The organism is Mycobacterium hackensackense, assembly GCF_025822555.1.
Lineage (GTDB): Bacteria > Actinomycetota > Actinomycetes > Mycobacteriales > Mycobacteriaceae > Mycobacterium > Mycobacterium fluoranthenivorans.
In genome coordinates, this window is the sequence record NZ_JACKUC010000029.1 from 840,280 (window position 1) to 856,978 (window position 16,699).

Here is a 16,699-nt window from a genome sequence, read left to right on the forward strand (position 1 = left end):
ATATGTCCAGCGTAGCTAACGGTTCTCCAGATTGCGCCTGACCTCCAGGCGACGCAGCTTGCCCGAGGACGTTCTGGGCAGGGTGCCCGGCCTGACGAAGATGACGTCCGCGGGCATGACTCCGCATCCCGAGGCCACGTGCTGCATCAACTGGGTGCGGGCACCGGCCTCGTCGGGACCGCGGAACTCGGCGGTGACCACCAGGGCGGGCCGCACCGACCCCTCGCCGATGCCGACGGCCACCACGGCACCTTCACGCACCCCGGGCACCTGGGCGGCCAACTGCTCCACCTCGGTCGGGAAGATGTTGCGCCCGGCGACCGTGATGATCTCCTTGGCCCGGCCGCACACCACCAGACCACCATCGGCGAAGTAGCCGAGATCGCCGGTGCGGAACCAGGATTGGTCGCTGTGTGGCTCGTCACCGAGATACCCGGTCATCATCGAGGTGCCGCGGATGGCGATCTCGCCGATGGCTCCGTCGGTGTCGTCGTCGCGGGGTTCGATTCGCACCTCCATCCCGGTGATCGGTGCACCGAGCACGGCGCGCCTCCCGGTTTCGGTCTCGACCGCACGCAAACCCCTCCCGGGTACGGGAACCGTGACCGCGCAGTTGGATTCGGCCAGACCGTAGGACGGCGACAAGGCCCCCGCATCGAAGCCGAACCGCACCATCTCGGTCGCGAACCGTTCGGTGAGTTCACAGTCGACGGGTTCACCGCCGTTGAGCGCGAAGCGCAGTGCGGACAGGTCGACATCGGTGACGCGGCGGGAGTATTTGCCGATCATCCCGTAGGCCATATTCGGTCCGGCCGTGATGGTGGCCCGACTATCACTGAGCCAGTTGAGCCACCGGAACGGTGAGGCCTGGAATGCCGAGGTCGGGGCCTGCCACACGTCGATGGCCGCGACTGCGCCGGACAACAGGAAGCTCAGGCCCATATCGTGATAGAGCGGCAACCACGAACACCCGACATCGTCCGGTGCCACCCCGATGCGTTCGTTGAGCCCGTTCAGGTTGGCCAGCACCGCGGCCGGTGACATCGCCACCGTGCGGGGGGTGCCCGTGGAACCGGCGGTGCCCTGCAGGACGGCGATCGGCGCGTCGACGTCGGGCAACGCGACGGTGGACGACCGCCGCGGATGCGCGATCGTGGCGAGCTCGGCCACAGCCGGCGACTCGGCGGCGAGGCGCTCCAGATAGCTCCCGTGACTCAGCACCGGCCGGACGCCGATCCCGGCGAACCGTGCCAGTGTGCCGCGCGCCCATTCCGCGGGATCGGCGCCACGGATGGGGCCCGGCAGGATCGATACCGCGGCGCCGGCCAACTGAGCGCCGATCACCGCTGCGACGAACTCCGCGGACGGCTCACCCACCAGCCCGATCGCGGTGACACCGGCGTCGAGGGCCCACTCGGCCACATTCTCGGCCCTGGCATAGATCTCCGGCCACGGGTGCCGGACCCAGACGCCGTCCTCGAGCAACACCAGATGGTTGCCGCTGACCGGTAACCGTTCACGCAGTATCGCGGCCAGTGGGTTCACCATCGGTGTGCGATTCGGGCAATGATCGTCATGAGGGTCATATCGCGACCCCAGGCGCACCGAGCGTCATGGGAGGAAATTACAGCAAAGGATCGGCATGTGGGCGCCTACCCTGACGGCACCGTCAACGGCGGCGTCCGTGGCGCTACTGCCCGCGCGCGGTCAGAAGTTTGGCGCGGTCGCGCGCCGACATCGCACCCCACACCCCGTGTGTTTCCCGCGTCGACAGGGCATGGTCTCGGCAGTGCGCGAGGACGGGGCACGCGCGGCAGATCTGTTTGGCGCGCTCTTCGCGGGCCCGCAGGCCAGACCGGCCCGAATCCTCGGGGAAGAACACCTCGGGAGCCAGCTGCCTGCAGGTGCCCAGCGTCTGCCAGGTCCAGTCCTCAACCAATGGCCGCACGGTTCGCCACTGGTGATCACTCAGTACCGTCATCTGCCGACAACGCCTCCTGTCCCGGTGACTGTGTGCTGCCAGTGTCGCGGGCGGTGCGGCACGGGACCAGAGATCGACTCGCCGTGAGCCGAGCCCGGTCCCGTGCCCCGGATCAGGCCAGCTGTTCCCGGAATGCCCTGGCGGCGAGCATCAGTTCCTCGACCCGCTTCTGGTCGGCGCGGTTCTCGAACACACCGTCAGCCTTGAAGTACGTCCCCACCACCGCCCCGTCCGCGACGCCGAGTTGCGTCGCCACGTTCTCGGCCCGCACCCCGGTGTTGACGAACACCGGTACGTCACCGGCCGCGGACTTCACCACACGCAGCGCCTCCGTGTCGGTCGGCGCGCCCGCGGTGGCCCCCGACACGCAGATCGCGTCGGGCAGCGTCGCGAACACCGTGGTGCGGGTGATCGAGGCGAGGTCGCGCGCGGCCAGATAGGTGGCCGACTCGGGGACGATGTTGAACAGCAGCTTCACCGCGGACCCGCCGACGCGTGCCCGGTGCCGGGCCACCTCGCCGACGTTGGTGTCCCACAAGCCGAAATCACTGGCGTACACGCCGGTGAAGATCTCCCGGACGAACTTGGCACCGGTGGCGACGGCCAGGTCGATGGAAGCGCGCCCATCCCACAACACGTTGACGCCGTAAGGCACGAAGAGGTCGGGCAGCAGCTCGCCGATGATGCGGGCCATGGTGATCGCCGTGATCGGTTCGGTCTTGGTCAGATACGGCAGGCTGAACTCGTTGCTGATCATCACGCCGTCCACTCCCCCGGTCTGCAGCGCGTCGAGCTCGGCGCGGGCCCGGTCGACCACCGCGGCGATCCCGCCGGCGGTGTCGTAGCCGGGATCTCCGGGCAGTGCGCTGAGGTGGAGCATGGCGATGACGGGCTTTCGTACTCCGAAGACCTCGTCGAGCCAGGTGGTGGTCACTGATATGCCTTTCTTATTGACTACAAAGCTGATCGGGAGCGGACGGCTAATCCATGTAGGCGCCGCCGTTGACGGCCAGCGCCTCACCGGTGATGAACCGGGCGTCCGCGGAGAGCAGGAACGCCACCACACGGGCGACATCGTCGGGCTGTTCCAGCCGCCCCAGCGGGGTGTCGTCGATCATCATCGTGCGCACACCGTCCGGCGTGGATCCGCGGAGCTCCGCCTCCCACTCCAGTTCCCTTGTCTGCATGGGCGTCTCGACGTAGCCGGGGCACACGCAGTTCACCGTGATGCCATGCTCGCCGAGCTCGTAGGCCATCGCCTGGGTGAGGCCGACGACGCCGAACTTGGACGCCACATAATCCGACAGGTAGGGCACCCGGCCCTGTTTGCCCGCCATCGACGCGGTGTTGACGATGCTGCCGGCGGTACCGCTGCGCACCATGGCACGGGCGGCCGCCTGACCGCACACGAAGACGCCTTTGAGGTTGACGTCCATGGTCTGGTCGTAACGGGCCACCGGCGCGTCGAGAAACTTGTGCATGAACGAGATTCCGGCGTTGCTCACCCATGCATCCAGGCCGAGGCGATCGGCGATCCCGTAGGCGACGGTGGCGGCGTCCTCGGGTGCGCTGACGTTGAGCACCGCCGATTCGTGCCCGGCCTCCTGGTTCGGCAGGCCGGCCGCGACGTCACACGCGGCATCGCCGTTGATATCGGTGACGACCACGCGCCAATCACGTTGCGCGAGGGTGGTCGCGATCGCCCGTCCGATGCCGGATCCCGCGCCGGTCACCACGACTGTCTTGGTCATATATCTGCTTGTTCCTCTTCTCTCAGGTTCTATGCGTCACACGCCGGCCAGGCGCAGCTGTGTCCGTGCGTCGAAGGCGTGGGCGGCACCCGGCCGGACCGAGAGCGCCACCGCGGCGCCCTCGGTGATACCCGTCAAGCGTGCGGTCTCCACGACACTGGTCAGTTCGGTGCCGCGCGCCTCGATGGTGACGATGGCGCGCGGGCCCAGCAGTTCGATCAGGGTCACGTGTGCGGTGGCAGCTTCATCCCCCGAGGCCGCCACGGGCACGAGGTCGTCGGGCCGGACGCCGAGGATGAGTGGTCCGGTTGCGGCCATCCCGTCGACGTCGATGGTGAATCCGGTTGGCACGGTGAAGGTCCGGCCGACCAGCTCGCCGTCGAGCAGGTTCATCTTGGGGCTGCCGACGAAAGAGGCCACGAAGGTGTCCGCCGGGCGGTTGTACACCTCCAGTGGGGTGCCCTCCTGGGCGGTGCGCCCATCGCGCATCACCACCATGCGATCCGACAGCGTCATGGCCTCCTCCTGGTCGTGCGTGACGTACACGGAGGTGATGCCGAGTCGACGCTGGATCTGCAGCAGTTCGGTCCGCGTCTCGACCCGCAATTTGGCATCCAGGTTCGACAGCGGCTCGTCGAAGAGGAAGACCGACGGTTCCCGGATGATCGCGCGCCCGATGGCGACCCGCTGCTGCTGACCGCCGCTGAGGTCCTTGGGCTTACGGCCCACCAGCTTGCCCAGGCCGAGCGATTCGGCCACCTCGTCGGCACGGCGCAGCGCCTCGACGCGCGGCGTCTTGGAAGCGCGCAGCGGGAAGGCGATGTTCTCCCGCACACTCAGATGCGGGTAGAGCGCGTAGTTCTGGAACACCATGGCCACGTCGCGGTCGCGTGGCTGCAGGTTCGTGACGTCGCGGTCGCCGATGGTGATGGTGCCCGAGGTGACGGATTCCAGTCCGGCGAGCATGCGCAGGGAGGTCGATTTGCCGCAGCCCGACGGTCCCACCAGCACCGTGAAGGAACCGTCGGGCAGTTCGAGGTTCAGGTCCTTCACGATGGACGTGGAGCCATAGGACTTGTTGACGCCGGAGAAACGGACTGTTGCCATGACGCGTTGCTACCCAATCATTTCTAGAACTTGACCGCGCCGCCGCTGATGCCCTGCACGAGCCGGCGCTGGATGAAGAAGCTCGCGATGACGACCGGCACCACGGCGATGAGGATCGCCGCGCTCATCGAACCGATCTGTACGCCGCGGAAGGTGTTGAACCCGGCGATGGCGACCGGCAGGATCGCCGCCTTACCCGGTGCCAGGATGAGGCCGTAGAAAAGGTCGTTCCAGGACAGGGTGAAACCGAAGATGGCCGCAGCACCGATCCCGGGGAACACCTGCGGGAGCACCACCATCCGGAACGCCTGGAACCGGGTGAAACCGTCGACCTGGGCCTGTTCCTCCAAGGACCGCGGCACCGCCTCGAAGAACCCGATGAGGAACCAGGTGACCACGGGCAGAACGAAACTCAGATGCGCGAAGATCACCGGCACCACGGTGTCGTTGAGCCGCAGCGCATAGGCCATCGTGAGGAAGGGGAAGACCAGCACCGCGGGCGGCAGTACCTGCGCGGCGAGCATGCCGAACCGGGTCGCGGTGCCGCCGGCGCGGAACCGCGCGATGGCGTAGGCGCCCATGCTGCCGACCACGACACTGATGCCGACGGTGACCAGTGCGACCAGCGCGCTGCGGCCGGCCGCCGCGAGGATGCCCGAGGACAGCACGTTGCGCCAGCTGTCGAGCACCGGGGTGAAGCTCAGCAGAAACGGATCATTGAGCTGCTGGGCAGTTTTCACGCTCGCCAGCGCCACCCACAGCACCGGGAACAGCACCGTGATCGCGGCAGCCCACAGCAGGGTGATCCGGCAGGCGGTCAACAGGCGGGAGTTCTTCATGACTGTTTCGCCTTCTCCATCCGGCGGAACGTGATCACGATGACCGCCAGCACGAGTACCAGCACCACGAACGCCATCGAGGACGCCGAGCCCAGCCGGAAGAACTGGATGCCGGTCTGGTAGATGAAGTACTGCAGCGTCTCGGTTTCGGTGCCCGGGCCACCGCGGGTGGTGGCGAAGACGTACTCGAACACCTTCATGGCGTCCAGCGACCGCAGCATGATGGCCACCACCAACACCGGAGCCAATAGCGGAAGTGTCACCCTGCGCAGCACATACCAGCCGCTCGCGCCGTCCACCCGGGCCGCCTCCAACGGTTGGCGCGGAATGGATTCCAGGCCGGCCAGCAGCAGCAGCACCATGAACGGCGTCCACTGCCAGACATCGATGAACGCCATGGTGAACAGTGCCCGTCCGGGCCCGAAGAAGTCGTAGTCGATACCGATCGCCCGCAACAGGTGCGGAATGGCGCCGAGTTGGTCATTGAGCAGGAAACGGAAGATCAGCCCGACCGCGATGGGGGTGATGAACATCGGAGCCAACAGCATCGAACGGGTCAGATCGCGTGCCCAGCGCTGCTTTTGCAGCGAAAGGGCGATGGCCAGCCCGACCACCAGCTCCAGCCCGACGGCGATGAGTACGTACAGCGCGGTGGTGCCGAACGCGTGCCAGAACTCCCCGTCGCCGAAGGTGTTGACGTAGTTGTCGGCGCCCACCAGATTCGGTGTGCCGTGATTGGTGAGCTTGAAGTCGGTGACGCTCAGGTAGAAGGCGTATCCCAGAGGGAAACCGACCACCCCGACGAAAAGGGCGATCAGGGGGGCGACCATGCCGTGTTTGAACTGCACCATGGTCATCGCTCCTTTCGTGGGGTGGTCGGTTTCGGGGAGGGCCAGCTCGTCGGGGGGAGGTGAGCTAGCCCTGGATCTTCTCGGCGGCGGCCTGTGCCGCAGCCAGCGCATCGTCGACGCTCTTGGTGCCGGCGACGGCCTCGTTGAGTTCGGTGCCGACGGCCTGGATCATCTCCTCGCCGCTGGGTCCCTGGCTCAAGGGCGCGGAGTTGGCGAGCAGCTTCTCCACTGTTTGGTAGTAGTCCGCGCCGAATGTGCCGTTGAGCACCGCCGGATCCTTGAGGGTGCTCTGCCGGATCGCGGCGCCGCCCTTCTCGGTGCGCACGACATCGTGCGGCTTGGCCGTGATCCACGAGGCGAACGCCCAGGCGGCGTCCGAAGCACCGGAGTTGGCCGGGATGGCCCAGCTCCACGAGCCCAGCACCTGCTTGCCACCGGGGATGGTCGCCAGCTTGAACTTGCCGGCGGACGGACCTGATCCGGGTTCGTTGACGGCGGGCAGCTGCCAGTTGTAGTTGATCATCGACGCGGACTGGCCGGCGGCCAGCGAGCGCTGCGCCTCGTCCATGCTCCAGTTCAGGCTGTTCGCCGGGGCCGCGTTCTTGTACGTGTCGATATAGGCCGCGAGCGCACGCTTGGCTTCCGGCGTGTTCAGGGTGGGCTTGCCGTCGGGGCCGTAGATGGAACCGCCCGCGGCGAACAACCAGTTGCCCCACTCTTCGAAGATCTTGTACCCGCGCTGCGGCTGCATGGCGATACCCGCACGGTCGCCGGACTTGAGCGCCTTGGACACCGAGACCAGTTGGTCCAGTGTGGTCGGCACCGACTGCTTGGCCTGCGCCATATCGTCGGTGTTGTAGAGGTATCCGAGTGCGTAGTTGTAGAACGGCACGCCGTAACGCACACCGTCGACGGTGGTGATATCGGTGAGCGGCTTGAAGAAGTCGGCCGCGTCGTAGTCGGGGGTGCTGTCGATGCGGGCGTCCAGCGGCTGCAGGAACTTGGCCTTGGCGAAGTCCACCATCCACGGGTTGTCCACCACGATCAGGTCGTAGTTCGGGGTGCTGGACTGGAAGGAGGACACCAGCTTGTCGCGCATCTGGTCATAGGTCAGTTGTTCGATGTCGACCTTGATGTCCGGGTAGTCCTTGTTGAAGTCGGCCACCATCGATTTGACGATATCGCTGTCGGGGACGTTCTCCATCAGGATGCGGACATTGCCCGAGGTGCTCTTCGGGATCTCGCCGGTGCCGGTGGCCGAGGGAGACGAAGCCTGCCCGGGGCCTCCGCTGCCCGCGCAGGCGCTCAGCAGCAGTGCGACGGCGGACACCAGGGCGAACAGGGTGGCCAGGAAGAACGGCCGCCTCCGCCCTGGTGTCGGGGTGGTGGTGATTTTCATTGCGGCACTGATCCTTTCGTATTACTCATCGAGGTGTACGAGCCAACCGGTGCGAGATGGGTGTCATCGCCGCACCGAGTTCACGCCATGCCGAATACCCGTCGTCGTAGGCTGCAGCCCGGGCCGGATCGGGTACGTACGGCGCGTCCAGGGTGATGAACCGGCCGGCATCGGACCAGTCGTCCAACGCACCGATGCCGATGGCGGCGATCACCGCGGCGCCCAGCGACGCGCCGGGGTGCCCGCGTACGGGCAGCATCTCCAGGCCGAGCACGTCGGCGTGGATCTGTTTCCACAGTGTGGATTTCGAGCCGCCGTTGGTGATCATCACCCGGCTCAGCGGGATCCCGATATCGGTGAAGACGTCGACGTGGTGACGGAACCCGAACGCGATCGCCTCCAGTACTGAGCGGTACATGTCGGCCCTGGTGTGGCCGAGGTGAAGACCCGCGAACGTGCCGCGCAGGTCGGGGTCGTGCAGCGGGCTCTTCTCGCCGAGAAAGTAGGGCAGACACAGGATTTCGGCGGGCGCACGCTGAGCCGCCTCGTCATCGAGGGTGGTCAGGTCGGCGCCCCCGACGAGCGCCTGGAACCAGCGGATCAGGCTGCCACTGGTGGCCATACACCCATTGGGCAGCCAGTGCCCGGGCACCGGGTGCGCGTCCAGGTAGAGGCGTTCGTCGACGACCTGGGTGTCACTGGCGACCAGGATGTCACCCGCACCACCGAGTTTCACCAGCGCGTCGCCAGGCCTGTTGACTCCGGCGGCGTACGCGGACAGCACATGATCGGCGCCGCCGACCACCAGTGCCGTGCCCGCACGCAGGCCGGTCAGTTCGGCGGCCCGTGCACTGAGTTCACCGACGCGAGTGCCCGGACGGTGCACCGGCGCGAGGGTTTCCGGGTCCAGCTTCGCGGCCGCGAGGACGGGGGCGGCGATCGGTCCATCGATGCCGAACAGTCCCGATTCCAGCGCCCAGTTCTGTTCGACGTGACACGGCGCGCCCAACGCGGTGAGCACCCAGTCGTAGGAACCGACCCAGTGTGCGGTGCGGGCATAGATCTCGGGTTCGTGCTCACGAAGCCAGACGGTGGTGGGCGCCACCGACTGCTGGGTCAGTGCGGACCCGGTCAGGGTGACCAGGTCGACCCCGGACAATGCGGCGCCGAGTTCGGCCACCTCGCGGTGGGCCCTGGCGTCGTTCTGAAGGATGGCCCGCCGCAACGGGTTTCCCTCGCGGTCCACCGGGATGACGGCGGGCACCATGCCCGAGGTGGCCACGGCGCCGACGGAGGCGGCGGAAACGCCACCGACGGTGAGGACTTCGCGGATGGACTCGATGACATTGTCGAGCCACTGCGTGGTGTCGGCCTCGGCGATACCCGGCCCGGTCGAATACAGCGCGGTCTCACGGGTGGCGGTGGCAACGATGCCACGGTCCGTGCTGAACAACACCGTCTTGGTGCCGGTGGTGCCGATGTCGACGCCGATGGTGTAGTCGCTCACGAGTTGGCGTCCTCATCCCCGGCGACACAGATGACCTCCACACCGGCACCGCGGGCGGCGACCAGGGCCGGATGGTCGACCTCACCGTCGGTGACGATGACCCCGATATCGGCCAGTGCGGCGATGCTGACGAACGTGACGCGCCCCAGCTTGCTCTTGTCGGCGGCGACGATGACCCGGTCCGCGCGACGGCTGGCCGACCGCTTCACCCGGCTCTCACCGTGGTGGTAGTCGGAGATCCCGCGGTCGACGTCGATGCCGGCCACACCCATGACGAAGGTGTCGCAGTTGTACTGAGCCAGCGTGTCCTCGGCGGTCGGACCGATCAGGCTCAATTCGCCCGGCCGCACCTCACCTCCGGTCAGCACGACGGTGGTGTCCGGTTCGTCGACGAGTTCCAGGGCCACCAGGATGCTCGGGGTGACCACCGTCAGGCCGAGGCGGCGGCCGCGCAGTGACCGGGCCACCGCGAGCGCGGTGCTGCCGGAATCCAGGATCAGGGTCTCACCGGGGCTCACGAGATCGGCCACGGCATCGGCGATATGCCGTTTCTCCTCGGCCGCGTCGGCCACCCGCGTCGCGAAGGAGGGTTCGGCATCTTTGCCTTTCACGGCGATCGCGCCGCCGACCACTCGGCGTACCACGCCCAGGGCCTCCAGCGCTTCCACATCACGCCGGATGGTCATCTCGGATACCGCGAACTCGGAGGCCAGTTCGGCGTAGCCGACTTCGAAGTCGCTTCTGACGCGCTGCTCGATGCGGTCGCGACGGGTCTTCGCGTCCACGCTCACACCCAACTCCGCTGTGTAAAATTCACATTAACAGTGACCGATACCGGCCAGACTGCCCCTGATGCGTTCATTGCGTGTGAATCTATGACATGAATTGTGAGCTGTCCACACAAAAGTGAGATTTTTTCTCACCCGCAGCCACGGACCCGAGGACTGGGGCCCGCACCGCATGGTCTCCTGCCCGGGCGGGGCCCTCCTCCTACCACGGTCGCAGATCAAGATCGGACCTCGGCACGATGTGCCGCGGGCTCACGCTTCGTAGCGTCGAGGTATGACACGAGAAGAAGCCAAAGATCATGGCTAGCAACACAAGTCCACGACGGGTCGGCCTGTTCGGGTTCCTGCTGATGGGGCATACCGTCCGGCCGAGTATCAGTGTGGCTCCCGCATGCGCGCGCGGCGCCACCAGACGACGGCTCGCCGCCCTGCTCGCGGCGGTACGCAGCACGCCCGCAGAGAAGTACCAGCCCTACTACCCGCCGCGGCGCGCCGCATTCGTCGAGGACGCGGCCATGGCCCGCGAGATGAACCGGCTTTAGGCCTCCTACCCCGGTAGTACAACCCGGGCACGACGTACACGAGGGCCTATCGCCTTAGCATGAAACGATGCTCGAAGCGGCCACACGTTACGTACGGGCCTGGGCGCGCCTACAGCAGCCGCGCATCCCGGGCGGCTTCAGCTGGCCCTTCGTTCTCACCATCGATGTCACCATGGTCGTGATCGGCGTCATCGCCACCCTGCAGCGGCCGATGTCGGACTGGCCGGCCGCGGTGCTCGCCAATGCGATCGCGATCATCCCGTGGGCGATGTTCTTCGTGTTCAAGGACCACCGGTGCGAGGGCCCCGCGCTGTGGGCGGCCTGGACCGGCGCCTCGGCCATTCTGCTCTTCGGCACCTCCACCCCCATTCACGGCGACTTCGCACCCTTGCTGCTGCAACTGACGGTGGGCGTCGTCGGCGCCATCACCTCGACCCGCGGCGGCGCGCTGGCCGCGGTATCGGCCGCCGCCCTGTTGGCGTACGCCGCGATCACCCACCGCATCGACACTCCCGCGATCTACCTGAGCTTCGTCGGGATCGCCTGGCTGATCGGATATCTGGTGCGTGGTCAACAGATACTGCTCGTCAAACAGCGCGAGGCCCAGGCACAGTTGGCCGCGCTCGCCGCTGCCGACGAGCGCCGGCGCATCGCCCGCGAAGTGCACGATGTCATCGCCCACTCGCTGAGCATCACGCTGCTGCACCTCACCGGTGCACGCCACGCACTCCAGCATGACGGCGACGATGTCGAGGCCGTCAACGCGCTGCAGCAGGCCGAACGCCTGGGCCGCCAGGCCATGGACGATATCCGCCACACCGTCGGTCTGCTCGCCGCCGACGCCGACCCCATGGCGCCGGAACCTGGTGTGTCCGACATCTCGACTCTGGCCGAGGATTTCGCGCGCGCCGGGTTGGACCTCACCGTCGAGATCAGCGGGAAACTCGAATATGTGTCCGCCGCTGCCGGTCTGGCGCTGTACCGGATCGCCCAAGAGTCGCTGTCCAATATCGCCAAGCACGCGCCGACCTCGCCGGCGATGGTGACCCTGACGGTATCCCGCACCGCCGCGACACTCAGCGTGATCAACGCGCTGCCCGACCACGACATGCCGCCGAACACCACCCAGGGCCGCGGCGTCCGCGGCATGCGCCAGCGCATCGAACTGCTCGGTGGCACCGTCGACATCGGAGCGGGCCCGCTCAGCTGGTCGGTGCAGGCCACCGTGCCGTCGTATGCCGCGGATATGGATCTGCCGGCCAGGATGCGGGCCTCGTGACCGCCGGCGCGCCGGTCACCGCGCTCATCGTCGACGATCAGGAGCTGGTGCGGTCCGGACTGTCGCTGATCCTGCGCGAGAAGCACGGCATCGTGGTGGTCGGCGAATGCTCCGACGGGGACGAGGTCCCGGCTGCCGTCGAGAGATACCGTCCCGACGTCGTGGTGATGGACCTGCGCATGAAACGCGTCGACGGCATCGAGGCCACCCGACGGCTCACCGCAGCCGAGGGTCCGCCCGTGCTTGCTCTCACCACCTTCAACGACGACGAGCTGCTCTCCGATGTGCTGCGCGCCGGTGCCGCCGGGTTCGTTCTCAAGGACTCTCCCGCCGAGGAACTCATTCGCGCCGTGCGGGCTGTCGGCAGCGCCCAGAGCTATCTCGACCCGGCCGTGACGGCCCGCGTCCTGACCACCTACCGCAACTCCGCCGCGCCGGTCGCCGATGGTTCCGCGCTGGAGGAGCTCACCCCGCGCGAACGCGATGTGCTCACCTTGATCGCCAAGGGTCACACCAACACCGAGATCGCCGACGAATTGTTCATCTCGGGACTGACGGTGAAGACCCATATCGGCCGGATCTTCACCAAACTCGGTCTGCGCGACCGTGCTTCGGCGATCGTGTTCGCCTACGAGCAGCGCATCGTCACGCCCCGGTAGGGCGTCACTTGCAGAGTTCCTCGACCGCGGCGTTCTGGGCGTCCGCATCTTTGAGGCGAGCGTCCTGTCCCGGATCGCTCTTGGGTACCTGTGCCATCGCGGCGGCGCCGATATCCATCAAGGTGTTCCCGAACTTGCGAGCTGCGTCCGCGACGTCGGCGGGCGCGGCGGGCTCGATCCGGGCCAGCAGGTACTGACCACCGCCGTAAAGCGCGAGGCGGGCATTGGCCGCCACGGCCAATGCGCCGGCCACATCTTCGTCGCCCCCGGGGGCCTGCAGGGCGCTGCTGTTGGCCACACCGGCGCGCACGAGTTCGAACGCAGCGCACAGCTTGGTCTTGGCGTCGTTCTTCTCGGTATCGCTGAAGGTCGGCGCGGCCGCCTCGGCGGGCGCGGCGGGCGCACTGTTCGTCGGATTTCGCCACATCCACGCCGACGCACCCAGGGTGGCTATCGCGATCAGCACCGCGATCATGGCCAATACACCGGGACCGAAATTGGACCCGGACTTGGCCTCCTCGGCATCCGGTGCGGAATCCTCGGATACGTTCTCGTCGTCGGGCTCGTTATCAGCGGACACGAGGGCAAGGGTAACAATCGGATGGGACCTGGCTTGATCGTCGGTGCGGCGCGGCCCCGGCCGGCGTTGCCCCCGGAGCGACGGTTTGCCGCTCGATCGACACTGTCGAGCCCGATACGCCGTGAAAGTGGGCGTCAATTCTTTTTGCTCGCTATCGCGGCGCGCCCCGTCAATCCTGCGACTATCCGGGAATCCATGTCACCGAAAGAATTGCCGACTCGCGCAGGTCGCCAGCGGCGCATCCGGGGCCGGCAACGTGGTCGATGAATTGCTAGCCCGGGGCCAGAGTCCGGCGCGCCTCGAAACGGTGAGCGAGAGGTCCGGCAGTGCTGAGTCTGAATAGCGGAACAGATCGTTGGTTATCGCCACTGTTCGTCAACGTCGACTTCTCGTCGAGAAACTTCCCTATATCGACGAGAAGTCGACGTTCGTGCGGAAATCTAGTGCGCAGCCTCGAAGGCCTCGAGGATCTCGCCCTTGATGCGTCCCCGGTCGGAAACCTCAAACCCGTTCTTCCTGGCCCACTTCCGGATGGCCGCCAGCTGCTCCTTGGAGCCGCCGCCGCTGCCACTACCGTTGAGGGAAATCGATTTCACGGCGCGACGCGGGCGCGATCCGCGAACCTTCACCGCTGCGTCGACAAACGGCTTCAACGCCTTATCGAGCTTGGCGATGTTCGACGCCGCCAAGTCGATCTGATACTCAACACCGCGCACCGAGAACTCGATACGCTCACCGCCGCCATCCGAAATTTCAGAACCATCCAGGTCGTCAATTAATTGGCGGACAACTCGTTCGGCCATTGGAAATGCCCCCATCTCTTCGATTGCCTTCGCAGGCTACCAGCGAGTACACGCTCTTTCACATATCAACTACCAGATTCTAATGATTCAGGGCCGGTTCATAGCAACTTGACCGGAGATGCTCATGTCACATAGGAGGCCGGAGACCTTTCGTATTGATTCGGCGAATCCGACAAAGCCGGACCGGAATCATCGCCACCAGTTAGAGGCGGCACCCATTTCTCCGACACGCACCCGTGGCAGCCGAGCGGATTTCACGCCGATAGGTGATCGTGGTGACGGCCGCGTCCACATTCGGGCGTGCACACATTATTCATTGACATCCACGTCAATTTCCGCGGCCGGAAAGGGGATGCGAAGTCCCTGTAGACAGAAATTGATTTCTGCACACTCCCGCCCTATCCGGCCGGGTTTGATGTCCCGACTGGCGGGTACTCCGTCTCGATGGACCCCGAGAGCCTTCCCGATGACGTGCCGATTGCTGACGCCGTCGAACAGTCGCGCGACCTCACCACAACAGACACCGATATCGAGGCCACCGCCAGCGGGCCCGACGGCCCACCGCTGGAGGCCGAAGCCCCCGATTGGCAGGAGCAGAACGACCCCGTCGAAATCGATCCGGATTCCGACGAGTACGGGCGCTGAAGCGCCGACTCACACCGCTTTGCGTGGACGGCTTGTCAGGCGCAGTCGGCGCAGACCGTCTCCGCCCCTCGGGCGAAACCGAGCCGATGCCGGTGGGTCACCAAAAAGCATCTGGTACAGGTGAACTCGTCGTCCTGTTTCGGGACAACCGTGACCGTGAACTCTTCACCGGAGATGTCGGCACCCGGGAGCTCAAAGGACTCGGCCAGTTCGGCGGGGTCATCAGCATCTGTAGGCACCGGCTTCAATTCGGCAGCCAGGTCGGCCAGCGGGTCCGCGACAGTACCCTCCTCTTCGATCGTGCGCCGTCGCGGTGCGTCGTAGTCAACTGTCGCTGCCATGGTTTCATCCGTCCTTACCGAGGGGCCGCAACAATAGCGCCGCGGATGCCGATAGCGCCGTGTACCCCGTGTCGGGGTCGGTCACACCTGCCCACAGCCGGCGAAACACGCGCCCTCTCGGTTCTCATTGACGGCTGTCATTGACGACCGTCAGCAGTGGCCGTACGGTGACGATATGCAGTCGTCGCACACCACGCGAAAAGGCGGATCGCCCGCCGGCAGCGCCCGAGAGGCCCGACGACGTGAAACACGCGCGCGCATATTCGATGCCGCGGTCGCCGAAATAGGCCGTTCGGGTCTGGCGGCCGCGGATGTCACCGCCATCGCTAACACGGTGGGCGTGGTGCGCGGAACCTTCTACTTTCACTTTCCGACCAAAGAACACGTCTTGGTCGAGTTGGAACGTCATGAAGAGGCGAATATCGTCGCCGAACTTCGCGACGCGCCAACCGGTGACGGCGACCTGATATCGATTCTGCTGCTGTTGGTGCGGCACGTGCTCGCCGCAGAACGCCGACTGGGACCCGTCGTCTTTCGGGACATGCTGGGACTGCATTTCTCCTCAACACGGCCGGTCGAAGACGAGGTGGCCGAGCATCCCCTTGCGGAGTTCCTGTGCGGCGTCATCACCGCGGCGCAACACGCCGGACAGATCCCCCCTAATGCGGACGCAGGTGAACTCGGGGTCTTCTTTCTCACCGGCCTATTCGCATTGCTTGCCACCGGCGTGCAGGACTCCCCCACCGCAGACGCGGTGCTGGGTCGTTATGTCACAACGATTGTCAAAGGAATGGAGACACGGTGAGCACGACGAGTATCGAGGGCTATCGCGACTATCTACGCAGACGCGACGGTGAAGCCGACCTTCTCAATCGGCGCCTGGCGAATCGCGAAGACTTCTTCGACCATCTTGAGACCAATCCGATCCGGTCACAGCAGCCTGCCGACCGGACCACCTTCCTGCGAAACCTGCGCCGCCGGGTGCCCGAACCGGGTCTGGACCGGAAGATGCTGTTCCTGCTGGCGACCGCCAAACTCAATCAAGCCGAGCGGTTCGGCGTCGGACTCGGCGAGACCTACGGGATGAACAGCGATGAGAACCTGCCTCCCGAACGTGTCTATCTGGAACTCGAAGAGCATTATCACACAAGGCTTCTCGCCTACGTGCTGGATGTTTTCGACTTGACCTTCCAGGTGGTGCCTCCCCCGTTCGTGATGCGCCAGTTCGTCAAAGCGGGAGTGTTCCTGCCCGAGCGGCTCGGGGTGATGTTTGTCGGCGCAGCCGAGATGGCGGGATGCGTGATGTTCGATGAACTCCGACGCGTCGGGATGGAACTGTTCGCCGACGAGCCCGAAGTCTGCGAGCGCATTCAGCGGCTCTACACCGAGATCCTCACCGACGAGATCGGTCACGTCGGCTACTGCGCCTCTCGATGCACACCCGCCGAGCGAGCGATCATGAGATGCGCCTATCCGCTCATCGGCCGGGTATTTGCACGACAAACCGTGGAGATCGGTCTGCTCATCGAACCCGCCGCGCTCCGCGCTCGGCTGGACCGGCCCTTCGACGTCGAAGAACTGACCGTCGGCCTGGATAACGAGACGTATCTGGTCACCCATCCCTGAC

Annotated in this window: 19 protein-coding genes; 6 read left to right on the forward strand and 13 right to left on the reverse strand. The window is 65.9% G+C overall.

Annotation, left to right across the window (positions count from 1 at the left end):
• Positions 1 to 15: 15 nt before the first annotated feature.
• From mbtM to H7J86_RS07120, 10 genes are all read right to left on the reverse strand, one after another.
• Entirely contained in the window at positions 16 to 1,545 is a 1,530-nt protein-coding gene (mbtM, locus tag H7J86_RS07075; RefSeq protein WP_372517240.1) for a long-chain-fatty acid--ACP ligase MbtM, read from the reverse strand.
• Positions 1,546 to 1,690: 145 nt separating this feature from the next.
• Complete coding sequence (locus tag H7J86_RS07080; protein ID WP_267290134.1) at positions 1,691 to 1,981, reverse strand: WhiB family transcriptional regulator; 291 nt, start codon at positions 1,979 to 1,981, stop codon at positions 1,691 to 1,693.
• A gap of 112 nt (positions 1,982 to 2,093) precedes the next feature.
• Positions 2,094 to 2,915 (reverse strand): BtpA/SgcQ family protein, encoded by an 822-nt coding sequence (locus tag H7J86_RS07085; RefSeq protein WP_267290137.1) that lies wholly within the window; start codon positions 2,913 to 2,915, stop codon positions 2,094 to 2,096.
• Positions 2,916 to 2,961: 46 nt separating this feature from the next.
• Positions 2,962 to 3,732 carry an SDR family NAD(P)-dependent oxidoreductase gene (locus H7J86_RS07090; RefSeq protein WP_267290139.1) on the reverse strand — a complete coding sequence of 257 codons (771 nt, stop codon included), beginning with the start codon at positions 3,730 to 3,732 and terminating at the stop codon, positions 2,962 to 2,964.
• Positions 3,733 to 3,768: 36 nt separating this feature from the next.
• Positions 3,769 to 4,839 (reverse strand): ABC transporter ATP-binding protein, encoded by a 1,071-nt coding sequence (locus tag H7J86_RS07095; protein WP_267290140.1) that lies wholly within the window; start codon positions 4,837 to 4,839, stop codon positions 3,769 to 3,771.
• 23 nt (positions 4,840 to 4,862) lie between these two features.
• Complete coding sequence (locus tag H7J86_RS07100; protein WP_090355510.1) at positions 4,863 to 5,678, reverse strand: carbohydrate ABC transporter permease; 816 nt, start codon at positions 5,676 to 5,678, stop codon at positions 4,863 to 4,865.
• Complete coding sequence (locus tag H7J86_RS07105) at positions 5,675 to 6,526, reverse strand: carbohydrate ABC transporter permease (protein WP_267290620.1); 852 nt, start codon at positions 6,524 to 6,526, stop codon at positions 5,675 to 5,677. Before H7J86_RS07105 ends, H7J86_RS07100 begins: the two co-directional genes overlap by 4 nt.
• Positions 6,527 to 6,593: 67 nt before the next feature.
• Positions 6,594 to 7,928, reverse strand: coding sequence for an ABC transporter substrate-binding protein (locus tag H7J86_RS07110; protein WP_090355512.1), 1,335 nt, complete (start codon positions 7,926 to 7,928; stop codon positions 6,594 to 6,596).
• A gap of 25 nt (positions 7,929 to 7,953) precedes the next feature.
• On the reverse strand, positions 7,954 to 9,435 hold the full coding sequence (locus tag H7J86_RS07115; protein ID WP_267290141.1) for an FGGY-family carbohydrate kinase: 1,482 nt from the start codon (positions 9,433 to 9,435) through the stop codon (positions 7,954 to 7,956).
• Positions 9,432 to 10,232: a DeoR/GlpR family DNA-binding transcription regulator gene (locus H7J86_RS07120; RefSeq protein ID WP_090355516.1), complete on the reverse strand. Its 801-nt coding sequence runs from the start codon at positions 10,230 to 10,232 to the stop codon at positions 9,432 to 9,434. Before H7J86_RS07120 ends, H7J86_RS07115 begins: the two co-directional genes overlap by 4 nt.
• Before the next feature lie 290 nt (positions 10,233 to 10,522).
• Here H7J86_RS07120 and H7J86_RS07125 point away from each other — a divergent pair, with 290 nt between their 5' ends.
• The 3 genes from H7J86_RS07125 to H7J86_RS07135 all read left to right on the forward strand — a co-directional run bounded on the left by H7J86_RS07125 (position 10,523) and on the right by H7J86_RS07135 (position 12,703).
• The gene (locus H7J86_RS07125) at positions 10,523 to 10,765 is read left to right on the forward strand and encodes a hypothetical protein (protein WP_267290143.1); all 243 of its coding nucleotides are present in this window, start codon (positions 10,523 to 10,525) and stop codon (positions 10,763 to 10,765) included.
• A 67-nt stretch (positions 10,766 to 10,832) separates the two neighbouring features.
• A complete protein-coding gene (locus H7J86_RS07130) occupies positions 10,833 to 12,044 on the forward strand; it encodes a sensor histidine kinase (protein WP_187098696.1) in 1,212 nt (403 codons plus the stop codon).
• Positions 12,041 to 12,703 carry a response regulator gene (locus H7J86_RS07135; RefSeq protein ID WP_267290145.1) on the forward strand — a complete coding sequence of 221 codons (663 nt, stop codon included), beginning with the start codon at positions 12,041 to 12,043 and terminating at the stop codon, positions 12,701 to 12,703. Before H7J86_RS07130 ends, H7J86_RS07135 begins: the two co-directional genes overlap by 4 nt.
• A 4-nt stretch (positions 12,704 to 12,707) precedes the next feature.
• On the opposite strand, the gene H7J86_RS07140 is transcribed toward H7J86_RS07135, so the two are convergent.
• Positions 12,708 to 13,283 carry a hypothetical protein gene (locus H7J86_RS07140; protein WP_235632764.1) on the reverse strand — a complete coding sequence of 192 codons (576 nt, stop codon included), beginning with the start codon at positions 13,281 to 13,283 and terminating at the stop codon, positions 12,708 to 12,710.
• Between the two features lie 440 nt (positions 13,284 to 13,723).
• A complete protein-coding gene (locus tag H7J86_RS07145) occupies positions 13,724 to 14,086 on the reverse strand; it encodes a histone-like nucleoid-structuring protein Lsr2 (protein WP_090355524.1) in 363 nt (120 codons plus the stop codon).
• Between the two features lie 444 nt (positions 14,087 to 14,530).
• On the opposite strand from H7J86_RS07145, the gene H7J86_RS07150 reads away from it, so the two are divergent.
• Entirely contained in the window at positions 14,531 to 14,731 is a 201-nt protein-coding gene (locus H7J86_RS07150) for a hypothetical protein (RefSeq protein WP_187098694.1), read from the forward strand.
• A gap of 35 nt (positions 14,732 to 14,766) precedes the next feature.
• Here H7J86_RS07150 and H7J86_RS07155 read toward each other — a convergent pair whose 3' ends face one another.
• Positions 14,767 to 15,072 carry a DUF4193 family protein gene (locus H7J86_RS07155; RefSeq protein ID WP_090355530.1) on the reverse strand — a complete coding sequence of 102 codons (306 nt, stop codon included), beginning with the start codon at positions 15,070 to 15,072 and terminating at the stop codon, positions 14,767 to 14,769.
• A gap of 175 nt (positions 15,073 to 15,247) precedes the next feature.
• On the opposite strand from H7J86_RS07155, the gene H7J86_RS07160 reads away from it, so the two are divergent.
• Positions 15,248 to 15,877 carry a TetR/AcrR family transcriptional regulator gene (locus tag H7J86_RS07160; RefSeq protein WP_267290147.1) on the forward strand — a complete coding sequence of 210 codons (630 nt, stop codon included), beginning with the start codon at positions 15,248 to 15,250 and terminating at the stop codon, positions 15,875 to 15,877.
• Positions 15,874 to 16,698 carry a hypothetical protein gene (locus tag H7J86_RS07165; protein WP_267290149.1) on the forward strand — a complete coding sequence of 275 codons (825 nt, stop codon included), beginning with the start codon at positions 15,874 to 15,876 and terminating at the stop codon, positions 16,696 to 16,698. The genes H7J86_RS07160 and H7J86_RS07165 overlap by 4 nt, the downstream gene beginning before the upstream one ends.
• Position 16,699: the final 1 nt, after the last annotated feature.